Source organism: Chitinolyticbacter albus (assembly GCF_024437655.1).
Classification (GTDB): Bacteria; Pseudomonadota; Gammaproteobacteria; order Burkholderiales; family Chitinibacteraceae; genus Chitinolyticbacter; species Chitinolyticbacter albus.
Genome location: NZ_JANBVF010000008.1, coordinates 131,774 through 143,689, shown reverse-complemented (window position 1 = coordinate 143,689; position 11,916 = coordinate 131,774). Strand labels below are relative to the sequence as shown.

The 11,916-nt window shown below is 64.9% G+C and carries 6 protein-coding genes; 1 reads left to right on the top strand and 5 read right to left on the bottom strand.

Annotation, left to right across the window (positions count from 1 at the left end; all coding sequences use genetic code 11):
- Nucleotides 1-39 precede the first annotated feature (39 nt).
- Together NLI84_RS07080 and abc-f are read right to left on the bottom strand one after the other, a co-directional pair.
- Complete coding sequence (locus tag NLI84_RS07080; protein WP_255989212.1) at nucleotides 40-2,934, bottom strand: PAS domain S-box protein; 2,895 nt, start codon at nucleotides 2,932-2,934, stop codon at nucleotides 40-42.
- A gap of 13 nt (nucleotides 2,935-2,947) precedes the next feature.
- Nucleotides 2,948-4,852, bottom strand: a complete 1,905-nt coding sequence (abc-f, locus tag NLI84_RS07075; RefSeq protein ID WP_255989210.1) for a ribosomal protection-like ABC-F family protein — start codon at nucleotides 4,850-4,852, stop codon at nucleotides 2,948-2,950.
- A gap of 110 nt (nucleotides 4,853-4,962) precedes the next feature.
- On the opposite strand from abc-f, the gene NLI84_RS07070 reads away from it, so the two are divergent.
- Entirely contained in the window at nucleotides 4,963-6,399 is a 1,437-nt protein-coding gene (locus tag NLI84_RS07070) for an MltF family protein (protein ID WP_255989206.1), read from the top strand.
- A 63-nt stretch (nucleotides 6,400-6,462) separates the two neighbouring features.
- Here NLI84_RS07070 and NLI84_RS07065 read toward each other — a convergent pair whose 3' ends face one another.
- From NLI84_RS07065 to map, 3 genes are all read right to left on the bottom strand, one after another.
- On the bottom strand, nucleotides 6,463-8,289 hold the full coding sequence (locus NLI84_RS07065; protein WP_284699847.1) for a choice-of-anchor I family protein: 1,827 nt from the start codon (nucleotides 8,287-8,289) through the stop codon (nucleotides 6,463-6,465).
- 209 nt (nucleotides 8,290-8,498) lie between these two features.
- Complete coding sequence (locus tag NLI84_RS07060) at nucleotides 8,499-11,054, bottom strand: [protein-PII] uridylyltransferase (protein ID WP_255989205.1); 2,556 nt, start codon at nucleotides 11,052-11,054, stop codon at nucleotides 8,499-8,501.
- Nucleotides 11,055-11,858 carry a type I methionyl aminopeptidase gene (map, locus tag NLI84_RS07055; protein ID WP_255989204.1) on the bottom strand — a complete coding sequence of 268 codons (804 nt, stop codon included), beginning with the start codon at nucleotides 11,856-11,858 and terminating at the stop codon, nucleotides 11,055-11,057.
- Between the last annotated feature and the right edge of the window lie 58 nt (nucleotides 11,859-11,916).

Genomic DNA, 11,916 nt, shown 5'->3' with positions numbered 1-11,916 from the left:
GCGTGATTGTACGGCAAGCGCCGCCCCCGGGCGAGGGCGTCAGCGTTTGGTGCGTGCGGGTTCGGTCGGCAGCCGCAGCGTGAAGATGGCGCCTTGCTCGGGATGGTTGCCGGCCGAGATTTCTCCGCCATGGTCCTGCATGATCTGCCGGCTGATGGCCAGACCCAGGCCCGTGCCGCCACCGCTATTGCGCGCGCGGCTGCTCTGGATGAACTTGTCGAAGATGATTTCCTCTTCGCCCACCGGAATGCCGGGGCCGTGATCGCGGATCTGCAGGCCTACGCCCGGCATGCCGTTCGCAAGTACCGTGAGCTCGACGAATTCGATCTCGATCAGGCCTTCTTGCGGGCTGAACTTGATGGCGTTCGACAGCAGGTTGACGATCACCTGCATCAGCCGGGCGCGATCGAACACGGCATAGAGCGGCGGCGTCAGCTCGTCGACCTGCAGCCGCAGCTGGCGGGTGGCGAGCAGCGGCGCGATTTCCTGGGTCGCACCGAATACCGTCTGCTGCAGGTTGTTGCGCGCCTTGTCATAGGTCATGCGGTTGGCTTCCAGCCGCGACATGTCCAGGAGATCGTTCAGCAACACCAAGAGCCGGTTCCCGGACGAATGGATGCGTTCGAAATAGCGCGACAGGCTGGTGGCATCGCCCTTGCTCGCTTTCGATAGCCCCATCTCGGAGAACGACAGGATGGCGTGCATGGGCGTGCGCAACTCGTGCGACATATTGGCGAGGAAGGCGGACTTCGCCACGTTGGCGGCCTCGGCGGCCTCCTTGGAATCCAAGAGCTTCTTTTCGATTTCCTTGAGGTGGGCGATGTTGGTGAGGAAGGCGAACGCGTATTCCACCTGCTGGTTGTCGTCCGGAATCACCGCCGAGTTGACGAGGAAGGGCTTGCTGCCGCCACCGACGATGGTCAGCGACACCTCGCCGATATGGTTGGGGGCGGTATCGGCGCCCGACAGATGCTCAGGGAAGATCTGCTTGGCGGTTTCGCCCCACAGCTGGTCGGGCTGCTGGCCGATCAGCTCTTCGCGCCGGTAACCCAGCAGCTGGCAGAACGCCTGGTTGACGTCGACGATATGGTGGCCGGCATCGATCAGGATGAAACCGTCGGCCGTGGTGTCAATGATGGTGCGCTTCAGGCGCTCGGACTGGCGCAGTGCCTGCGCCGCGATACGCTGCGCGGTCACGTCCTCGATCACCGCGATCACGCCCTTGCTGGCGTCGCCTGGCACCAGCGCCTTGGCGTAGACCATGGCCCAGAAGCTGGAATGATCGCGGCGGAACAATTCGACTTCGCCGCGATACACGCCGCCGGTGCTGATACGCGCCCAGATGGTCTGGTACATCTCCTCGTAGCGCTGGGACGACGCATACAGCGAATGCGTCGGCATGCCGATCAGGTCGGTCGCCTCGAAACCGAACAGCGTCTCGAACGCCGGGTTGACGAGGCGCACGGTGTGCTTGACCGACAGCATGATCGCCAGCGGGCTGGCGTCGAGCACGGTGCGGATCTCGGCGGTCCGTTCCAGCACCAGATCCTGCAGGTGGTCGCGGTGGCGGCGCAGTTCGCGCTCGGTGTTCTGCTGTTCGGTGATGTCGCGCACCGCGCAGCAGGCGTAGGCCTCGGCGTTGAACTCGATGTAGTTGAACGTGATCTCCACCGGCTGCAGATGGCCGCCAGGGCCGCGCAGATGGGCGTTGAGGATGCAGCGCTTGTCGAGATAGAGCTTATCCCAGATCGATTCCCACTGCATTTCGTCCAGCTCGGGGACAAGATCGATCAGGCGGGTGTTGAGCAGCTCGGCGCGTTGCAATCCGCTATGGCTTTGCGCCGCGCGATTGCCATAGCACAGGGTGGCGGCACGGTCCGCCCACAGGATCACGTCGGGCGCTTCGTCGACGGTGAACTGGGTGAGGTGCAGCCGCGATTCGATCTGCTCGACGCGCTTGAGCTGGCGCAGCAGCAGATAGAGCAACACAGTGACGATAAGCATCAGCGACACTACGGCGATCAGTCGCATCATCAGGTCGTTGCGGAACTTGGCTAGCGATGCGTCCAGATCGACTGAAACGCGGATGATCAACGGCAGATCGCCATTGCTGGCATGGAACACGGAGACCCGGGCATTGCCATTGGCATCGCTCTCGGTATACGCTGCGGCGCGGCGCAGCCTTTTGGCCTCGAACTCCAGCGGTGCCGTTTCGCGCAGATTGTTGCCCAGCGCCTTGGCGTCGAACGGATAGTTCAGGAGCAGCATGCCGTCGCTGCGCACCAGTTCGATGCGTGTGGTTGGCGCGAGCTTGAGCGATTGATAGAAGCTGAGGAAATACTCGGGTTCGACCCCGGCCAGCACCACACCGCCAAAGCTGCCGTCGCGCCGGTTGATCCGCCGCGTGACCGGGATCAGCCACAGATTGTCGGTGCGGCTGATCAGCGGTTTGTCGATGCGCAGCCGCAGATCGTCGAAGGTGCGGTGGTAGCTGAAGTAATCGCGGTCAGCCAGATTGACGTGGCGTATCGGATATTCCAGGCCGTGAGCGCGGATCACGCCCGCAGCGTCGATGGTGATGATGCCGCGGGTCTGCGGCGTCAGCGCCGTTTTGTCGCGCAGCAGGATGTGCATCGCATATTCTTCGGCCCGATCCACGCCACCCAGCGTTTCCAGGCTCTCGACGATGTTCTGCATGCCCTGTTCGACCGAGATGAAGGTCCGCGTGGCATGCTCGTCGAGCGAGCGCGCCAGCTGCAGCTGCTGGTTCTCCAGATTGTCCACCGTCAGGTGGTAATCGCGTACGGTGAGCCAGATCAGGCTGAGTGCCGAGGCGAGCAGCAGCACGCCATAGAACACGATCAGCCCGGTGCGCAGCGGTTGCAGCGAGGTGACGGGTTCGTCGGTGGGGACCAGGGGCGCGGGCAGGGTCATGGATAGATGGCGTTTAGCGCCGGCTTTCCAGCGCTTCCCAGCGTTCGAGTTTTTCGAGCAGCGAGAGCTCTATTTCCTCGATTCTAGCCTGCATTTCGCGCGCCTTCTGCGACGCATCGCGATACAGCGCCGGATCAAGCAGACCCTGTTGCAAATCCGCCTGTTCGGCTTCCAGTGCTTCGATTTCGCCGGGCAGGCGTTCGAGTTCGCGCTGCTCGTTGTAGCTCAGCTTCTGCGTGCGTGGCTTGGTGCGCTCCGGGGCCTTGTCGCTCGGGGCATCCGGCTTCTTGCTGGCCACCTGTTGCGCGTTCTGACGCGCGCGCGCCGTCTGCCAGTCACTATAGCCGCCGACGTTCTCGGCCAGCCGCCCACCGCCTTCAAACGCGATGGTCTGGGTGACGACGTTGTCGAGAAAGGCCCGGTCGTGGCTGACCAGGAATACGGTACCCGGGTAGTCGGCGAGCAGCTGCTCCAGGAGGTCGAGCGTTTCGATGTCCAGATCGTTGGTCGGCTCGTCCAGCACCAGCACATTGGCGGGCCGGGTGAACAGCATGGCCAGGAGGAGACGGTTGCGCTCGCCGCCGGACAGCGATTTCACCGGGCTGCGCGCGCGCTCCGGGGCGAACAGGAATTCCTCCAGATAGCCCATTACGTGCTTGCGGGCTCCGCCGATCTCGACGTAGTCCTTGCCCTGGCCGATCACATCGACGATGGCCGCTTCCTCGTCGAGCTGGGTGCGGAATTGATCGAAGTAGGCGACCTGCAGGTTGGTGCCGCGCTTGATATGGCCGCTGTCCGGTTCGATCTCGCCGAGGATCAGCTTGAGCAGCGTGGTCTTGCCGACGCCATTGGGGCCGATCAGTCCGATGCGGTCGCCCCGGATCAGGCGGGTGCTGAAGTCATGCACGATCACCTTTTCGCGGCCGGCCTCGTCGCGATAGGACTTGCACACCTGTTCGAACTCGGCGACGAGCTTGCCGCTCTTGTCGCCGGCGTCGAGCTGGAAGCTGACGTTGCCCACGCGATCGCGCCGCGCCGCGCGGTCACGCCGCAGTTGTTCCAGCCGGCGCACGCGGCCTTCGTTGCGCGTGCGGCGCGCCTCGATGCCCTTGCGGATCCACACTTCCTCCTGCGCCAGCACCTTGTCGAACTTGCGGTTCACCACTTCCTCGGCGGCCAGCATTTCGGCCTTGCGCGTCTCGTAGGTGCTGAAGTTGCCGGGGAAGCTCGTCAGCCGGCCGCGATCGAGCTCGACGATGCGGTTGGCGACATTGTCGAGAAAGCGTCGATCGTGCGTGACGAACAGCACGCAGCCGGCGTAGCCGTTCAGCAGACCTTCCAGCCATTCGATCGCGTTCACATCCAGGTGGTTGGTCGGCTCGTCGAGCAGCAACAGTTGCGGCTCGGACACCAGCGCCCGCGCCAGCGCCACGCGTTTCTTCCAGCCACCAGAGAGCGCATCGACGCGCACGTCGGCAGGCAGCCCCAGGTGGGAGAGGGTGGTGGCGATCACCGCGTCGAACTTCCAGCCATCCTGCGCTTCGAGCGCGTGCTGCAATTCGGTCAGCCTTGCCAGTGCCGCCTCGCTGCCGTCCTGCGACTGCGTCGCGTGGTGGTAGTCCTTCAGCAGCAGGTGCAAATCGCCCAGCCCCTCGGCCACCGCGTCGAACACCGTGGCGCCTTCCGGAAACTGCGGCTCCTGCGCGACAAAGGCGACGCGCACGTCCTGCGCCACGCGGATGGCGCCATCGTCGAGCCTGACCACGCCGGCGACGGCCTTCAACAGCGACGACTTGCCCTGGCCATTGCGCCCGATCAGCCCGACGCGCTCGCCAGGCTCGATCGACAGATTGGCTTGATCGAGCAAAGGCCAGTGGCCGAAGGCGAGCGAGGCATTTTCGACGAGCAGCAGGGGCATGAGGCGATCCGGATGGAAAATGTGGCGATTATACCCGTGCCGCCTGGCTTACCGCCCAAAGCTGACGTGGTGCCGGGTCAGAGCGGCATTTTCTGGCTAGAATCCAGCCCATGCGCCTGATTTCATTCCCGCTTTTCCAACGATGCATCCTGTTTGCCTGTACTTGCCTGCTATCGCTGCCCGCCGTGGCCGCCGTAGCCGGCAAGGATGCGGATCACCCGCAGCTCAATGCGCCGACCGAGCTCGCGGGTGCCGACTACGATCCGGCCGACCCGCCGCGCCGCCTGCGGGTACTGGTCGCCAAGGGGCCGACGACCTTCTTTTTCCGCAACGGCGCGCCGCACGGGGTCGAGCACGCCATGCTCTACCAGCTCGAGCTGTTCCTGAACCGCAACCGCCCGGCATCACGGCCGCCGACCCGGGTGCTGTACGTGCCGGTCGAACCGGGCGAGTTGATTCCGGCGCTGATGGCTGGGCGGGGTGACGTCGCCGCCGGATTGATGCCGGTGATCCCGGGCGCTGGCCAGCTCGTCGAATACAGCCAGCCCTATCTGGAGGACAAGTGGTGCCTGGTGCGTCATCGCAGCCGGCCGGCCTTGCCCGATCTGGCTGCGCTGGGCGATACGCCGCTGACGTTGCCGCGCGCGAGCTACGCCCGCCGCTTGCTGGACGCCGATGTCAGCGTGCAGATGACGGATGCCGCCGATGGTATCGATACCGAGGCGCTGCTCCTGGCGATGAATGGCGGTGGCGATACCGTCACGCTGGCGAGCCAGTATCTGTTCAAGCTCTGGCAGCAGCGCTTGCCCAATCTGCGCATGGATGGCTGCCCAGCCACGTCGGTGCCGGCCGCGTGGGCGGTGGCGCCGTTGCATCCGGGCCTGCTGGCCGAGCTCAACCGCTTTGTAGCGGCGCAGGCAGGCAAGCTGGCGTCGGCAGCCGCCAAGGAGACGCAGCGCTTTTTGCCCGCCGACGGCAAGGCGTCGCTGCCCGAATCGCGCGGTGCCAGCATGGATAGGCTGGCCGTGCTGGCGCCCGTGTTCCAGGTGGTGGCTGCCGCCAACAACATGGACTGGTTGCTGCTCGCCGCCATCGGCCAGCGCGAATCCAAGCTCAACCCGGTGGTGCGGCAGAACGGCCCCACCGGCATCATGCAGGTGAATCCCAGCACCGCCCGCAAGATGGGCGTGAAGGATCCGCACGGCAACGAGGGCAATATCACCGCGGCGGCCAAGTATCTCAATTACCTGCGCCGCATGTTCGCCAAGCCCGGGATCGCGCCCGATGACCAGCTCTTCTTCATGCTCGCCGCCTACAACGCCGGCGAAGGCCGTATCGCGCAGATCCGGCGTCAGACCGCCAAGGAGGGGCTGGACCCGAACCGCTGGGGCGGCAACGTCGAGGTCGTCGCGCGTCGCATGGTCGGCCAGCGTTTGCTCGATTATGTCTCGTCGGTGAACCGCTTCTACCTTGCTTACCAGGCCGCGGATCGCAGCAAGTACAGCAAGACGCCGCCGCGCGCCGAGGACGCCAGCGCGCCGTTGTAGATTTCGGCGGGTCAGCTGCGATAAAACACACGCCTCAGGGTGAGGCGTTTTTTGCCGTATCGCTCAGAACTGTTGATCGATCTGGTAAATCGCGGTGGTGCCGCTGACCTCGTGGCCCACGATCAGCAAGGGCTTGCCGTTGGGCGAGCGGCTGGCAGGCACGAAGACGAGGCCTTCCGGGCCGAGATCACCGGCTTCCGGTTTGGTATTGTCGGCGGCCGCGAAATTGCGGCTGTTGAAGTAGTGCATGAACACCGGTGCCGTCGGATCGGTCACGTCGTAGGCCATCACGCCACCGATGCGCTCCAGGCCGATGAAGGTGAAGGTCTTGTCGCCGATCCTGCCGATGGCGACGCCTTCCGGTTCCGGGCCCTTGTTGTCGCTGCGGTCGTCGAACCCGGTCGCTTCGTGGTCGGTATTGAAGTGATCCGGAATCAGCGTGGCGAGCTGCTGCTCGAAGGCATCGCCCGAATCCCACACCAGCTTGCCGGTTTCATCCCAGATCGAGAACGAGCGACCACCGAAGGCATAGAGCGCGTCGTAGACCAGCTTGCCGGCGCCATTGAGCTTGGGGCTGCCGTCGGCATTGGTCTGGTAGCCCATGGTCCAGGTGACGTTCAGTCGGCCGAACTCCGCATCGCTGGCGCAGGCGAGCGGATCGGTGGCCGTGGCTCCGCAGTAGCCGAACACGGCCGGATTCAGCGTGGCGCCCGGCGCCAGCAGGCGCAGTTGCGCCGGCAGGTCGTCGCCCTTGCGGCGATCGAAGCCGTTCTTGTGCACCAGGTGCTTCACGCGGAATTCCTCGACGAAACCCTTGCTGGCATCGCCGTTGAAGTAGGCGGCCTCATCGCTGAACCAGGCGCGCGTATCGCCCTCGTTGGCAGTCACGAGGTAGGTCTTGTCGTCGACGGTGTAGCTGGCGATCGAATCGGGCAGATAGAGGCCGCGCACGCCCGGACGCAGGGCGATGTTGATCTTGCCCGCACCACCGGCGCCGTCGGCATCGGAGGCATCGAACCCGTTGCCGGCCACGCCATGGTCCTTGTAACCCAGCGGCACGATGTCGGTCACCGTGGCGGTGGCGATGTCCAGCTTGGCTAAGGCGTTGTTCTCCTGCAGCGTCACCCAGGCGGTCTTGCCGTCGGCAGAAATCGCGATGTACTCGGGCTCGACATCCTTGGCGGTGCTGGCGCCCGGGCCGTAGATGCGCACGCCAGCGGCGCGCAGTTCGGCTTCCTTGCCGTTCCAGGCAGCGAAGCCGGCGGTGCGGGCCACGGGCTGGGTCGGATCGGCCACGTCAATCACGCTGATCGAGCCCTCTGGGTCGATCTGGTAGTCATCCGAGGGTTCGCCCTCGTTGGCGACGAGCACCGTCTTGCCGTCTGGGGTAAAGGTGATCATGTCCGGCTGTGCGCCGATCGCCACGTGGCTGAGCTTGGCCAGGTCGCTCGCGCGAAAGAACGCGGCGTAACCGGTGTCGGTCTTGACGGGCGATTGCACCGCCAACGCGACGATGCCGTTGCCCACGGCGACGCTATTCACTTCGGCGCCGGCGACGATGCCCTGGGCGCTCAATTCGCCGATCAGTAGCGGGTTGGCCGGGTCGGCCAGATCCAGCACCTCGACCACGCCCTTCTTGGCGTTGACGATGAAGGCGCGACGGCTGCCCGGATCGAAGGCCGGGATTTCCGAAGCGCCTTCGGCGAACACGCCGGTGGAGAAGCGGCCGAGCAAGGACAACGAAATGGCCTTGGGCGTGGCTTCGGGTGCCGGAGTGGGCACGGGTGTCGGCGCCGGTGCCGGCGTGGGTACCGTGCTGCCATCGCTGCTGCAACCGGCCAGGGTGGTGACCACCAGGGCGGATACCCCTGCCATTTTCCATCGCTTCATCGTGCGCTCCCTGTGCTCTTTGTAAGAAGCGGAGAAGCATAGGTGCAATTGATTTCGATTTGATTTCAAATCCGACGACGCCGGCCGCAATACCGTCGCTCGTGTTCGCGCGGGTGGGCAGGCGCGGTGACGTGGCCCGCGGCTTTACGTTCTGGCGCCGTATGCAAGTCCGTCGGGGCGGGGTGGCAGCGGGATCGACCTCGGTAGAACTACGCTTGCACTGCCTGCAGCAGATCGGTTTCCAGTTGCCGCAACGCGCGTTCGTCGTTCAAGCGGTTGCCGGAAACCAGGAAGTTGTCCTCGGCGCGTTCGCCCAGCGTCATGATCTTGGCGGACTGGATCTCGATGCGGTGCGCGGCGAGCACGCGGGCGATGGTGGAGAGCAGGCCGGTGCGATCGCCCGCGGCGATCGAGAGCACGTGGTATTTGCCGCGCTCGTCCGGGCGGATCAGCACATGTGGTTGCACCGGAAAATGCTTTTGCTGGCGCGAGATGCGCGCCTTGGGCGCCGGCGGCAATGCGCCGCCCTCGGCGATGGCGTGCGCCAGCTCGTACTCGACGAAGCCGATCAGATCGCGATAGCTGCCGACGCGCTCGTCCGGGATGTAGACGTAGAAGCTGTCGAGCGCATAGCCGTGCCGGGTGGTGTGGATGTGGGCGTCGAAGATCGAGTAGCCGGCGCGCTCGAAGAAGGCGCAGATGCGGGCGAACAGGTCGACCGCGTCACGGGTGTAGACCAGCACCTGCAGCCCTTCGCCCGATTCGGACAGCCGCGCGCTGACGATGGGGGCGGCGTGCTCTACGCGTGAATAGAGCTGGCGCGTGTGCCAGGCGATCTCCCGCGCATCGTGCCGCATGAAGTACACGGTATCGATTTCGCGCCAGAGCTCGGCCTCGGCGTCATCGCGCAGACCATAGAGCCGCAGCAGCCGACGGGCTTCGTCCAGCCGCTCCTCCAAGAGCGAGCGGGTGTCGACATCGCGGTCGCGCAGCACGCGCATCGCGGCGTGGTAGAGGTCTTCCAGGAGCTTGGCCTTCCAGGCATTCCACACCTTGGGGCTGGTGCCGCGGATGTCGGCGACGGTGAGCAGGTAGAGCGCGATCAGCCGGCGTGGCGTTCCGCACAGCTCGGCGAATTGCTGGATCACCTCGGGGTCGTACACGTCCTGCTTCTGCGCCACGTGCGACATGGTGAGGTGGCGCTCGACCAGCCAGGGCACCAGCTCGGCGTCGTCCGGGTGCAGTGGGTGGCTGGCACAGAAGCGCGCGGCGATATCGCGGCCGATCTGGCTGTGATCGCCACCGCGACCCTTGCCGATGTCGTGGAACAGCGCAGCCAGGTACAGCGCCTCGGGCCGCTCGAATTCCTCGATCAGCCGCGAGCACAGCGGGTATTCGTGGGTGAACGCCGGCACGGCGAAGCGGCGCATATTGCGCAGCACCATCAGCGTGTGTTCGTCCACCGTGTAGACGTGAAAGAGATCGTGCTGCATCCGGCCGACCAGCTGGCCGAACTCGGGGATGTAGCGGCCGAGCACGCCGTACTGGTTCATGCGGCGCAGAGCACGGGTAAGGCCGCGTGGCTCGCGAAACAGCTGCAGGAACAGCGTCTTGTTGTGCGGGTCGGCACGGAAGGCATCGTCGATCTGGGCGCGGGCGTGCCAGAGCGCGCGCAGCGTTTCGGGCGCCGCATCGGCGATATCGCGTTGCTGGGCCAGCAGCACGAAGAGTTCCAGGATGGCCGACGGCGTGTGCCGGAACACATTGGGCTCGGCGATCTCGATCACGTCGCCGCGCAGGTTGAAGTGCGGGTTGATCGCGACGAGCTCGGTGCCGACCTGGCTGTAGATGCGGCTGCGCAGCGCCTGTACCAAGAGCGGCACCAGCTGGCCGACGATACGGGCGGCGCGGTAGTAATGCGCCATCAGCTGTTCGCTGGCGCGGTTGAAATGATCGTCGGTAAAGCCGAAATCGTGCGCCAGCCGGTGCTGGTAATCGAACAGGATACGATCCTCGCGGCGCCGGGCGATGCGGTGCAGCGCGATACGGTAAGTGCGCAATACCCGCTCGGCGCGGCGCAGCTTCAGACTCTCCTCGCGGGTGAGCAGGCCGAGCGCGGCGAGCGCGCGCCAGTCGTGGCCAAGGCCGAGTGCGGCGGCGATCCAGCCGACGAGGTGCAGGTCGCGCAATCCGCCAGGCGCTTCCTTGATATTGGGCTCAAGCTTGTAGGTGGCGTTCTGGAAGCGGCCGTAGCGGGCCTGCTGCTCAAAGAGCTTGGCTTCGAAGAAGGTCTTGGGGTCGATATGGCGGAACACCGCATGGCAGAAACGCGCGAAGCGCTCGACGTCGCCGGCGAGGCGGCGTGCCTCGATCAGCGCTGTCTGCACGGTGATGTCCTTCTCCGCTTCGGCGAGGCAATCGTTGATGGTCCGCACCGAATGACCGACTTCCAGGCCGATGTCCCACAGCTCGCCGACCAGGATTTCCAGCTCTTCCAGCAAGGCCGGCGAGGGCTCGTCCGGCAGCAGGATCAAGAGATCGATGTCGGAGTGCGGGTAGAGCTCGCCGCGGCCATAGCCGCCGACAGCGACCAGCAGCACCTCGCCGGGAAACTGGTGGCGCTGCCACAGCTCGATGAGGGTGGCATCGGTCAGCCGGGTCAGGCGCTTGAGCAGTGGTGCCGACAGCCGCGGATCGTCGCAACCGGCCAGCAACGCCTCTTTGGCCTGTGCGTGGGCATCGCGCAGCGCGGCGACCGAGCGCACTTAGAGCAACCAGCTCTCGGGCTTGGATGGCGTGCCGGCCGACTGGGTCAGGATCTCGTAGCCGGTCTCGGTGACGAGCACCGTGTGCTCCCACTGCGCCGACAGCGATCTATCCTTGGTGACGATGGTCCAGCCGTCGGGCATGCCCTTGATCTCGCGGCGGCCGGCATTGATCATCGGCTCGATGGTGAAGATCATGCCGGGCTTCAATTCCGGCCCGCTGCCATAGCGACCGTAATGCAGCACCTGCGGTTCTTCGTGGAACACCGTGCCGATGCCATGGCCGCAGAATTCGCGCACCACCGAGTAGCCGGCGTTTTCGGCGTATTTCTGGATCGCGGCGCCAATGTCGCCCAGGTGGGCGCCCGGCTTCACTTGCTCGATGCCGATCCACATGCAGTCGTAGGTGACGCGCGCCAGGCGCTTGGCGTGGTTGGCGACTTCGCCCACCTCGAACATACGGCTGGTGTCGCCGTGATAGCCATCCTTGATCACCGTGATGTCGAGGTTGACCACATCGCCGTTCCTGAGCGGCTTGTCGTTGGGTATGCCGTGGCACACCACCTGGTTGACCGAGGTGCAGATCGCGGCCGGGTAGGGCGTGTAGCCGGGCGGGCAATAATTGAGCGGCGCCGGAATAGTGCCTTGCACATCGACCATGTACTCGTGGCACAGTCGGTTGAGCTCTTCCGTGGTCACGCCGGGCTTGACGAACGGCGTGATGTAATCGAGCACCTCGCTGGCGAGGCGCCCGGCGATACGCATCTTGGCGATGTCTTCCTGGGTCTTGATCGATATGGTCATGGCATACACCAAATGACGAAGAGAGGCTGAGCCTCTCCTCTATCACATTTGAATTGCA